The 264-nt window shown below is 50.0% G+C and carries 1 protein-coding gene; it reads left to right on the top strand.

The window, feature by feature from the left end; translation table 11 throughout:
• Positions 1 to 95: 95 nt before the first annotated feature.
• Positions 96 to 264 (top strand): iron chelate uptake ABC transporter family permease subunit (locus AC2Q9J_RS18085; protein WP_499042087.1); only part of this gene is annotated, 169 nt, incomplete at its 3' end.

Genomic DNA, 264 nt, shown 5'->3' on the forward strand with positions numbered 1-264 from the left:
TCTTCACCGTTTTCTCGGATGAGCGAACGAATCAGCTGTCAGTGCCGCTCGCCTATATCCCAATCGCTTCGTTCCTTGGTTAGATTGTTCTCCCCATGTTCCTCTTCTATTTGTTGAAACGTGGAGTCCCACCTGTCCGGCTAGCTCTTGTTGGGATTGGAATCAGCATCTTCTTGCAAGGGATCGTTCAGTTCATGATGCTCGCCTCGAACGTTTACCGAAAGAACGATATCCAACAATGGCTCACCGGTACAGTCTACGCCG

The sequence above is a fragment of the Planococcus sp. RAB007_Raresut genome (genome assembly GCF_057369535.1).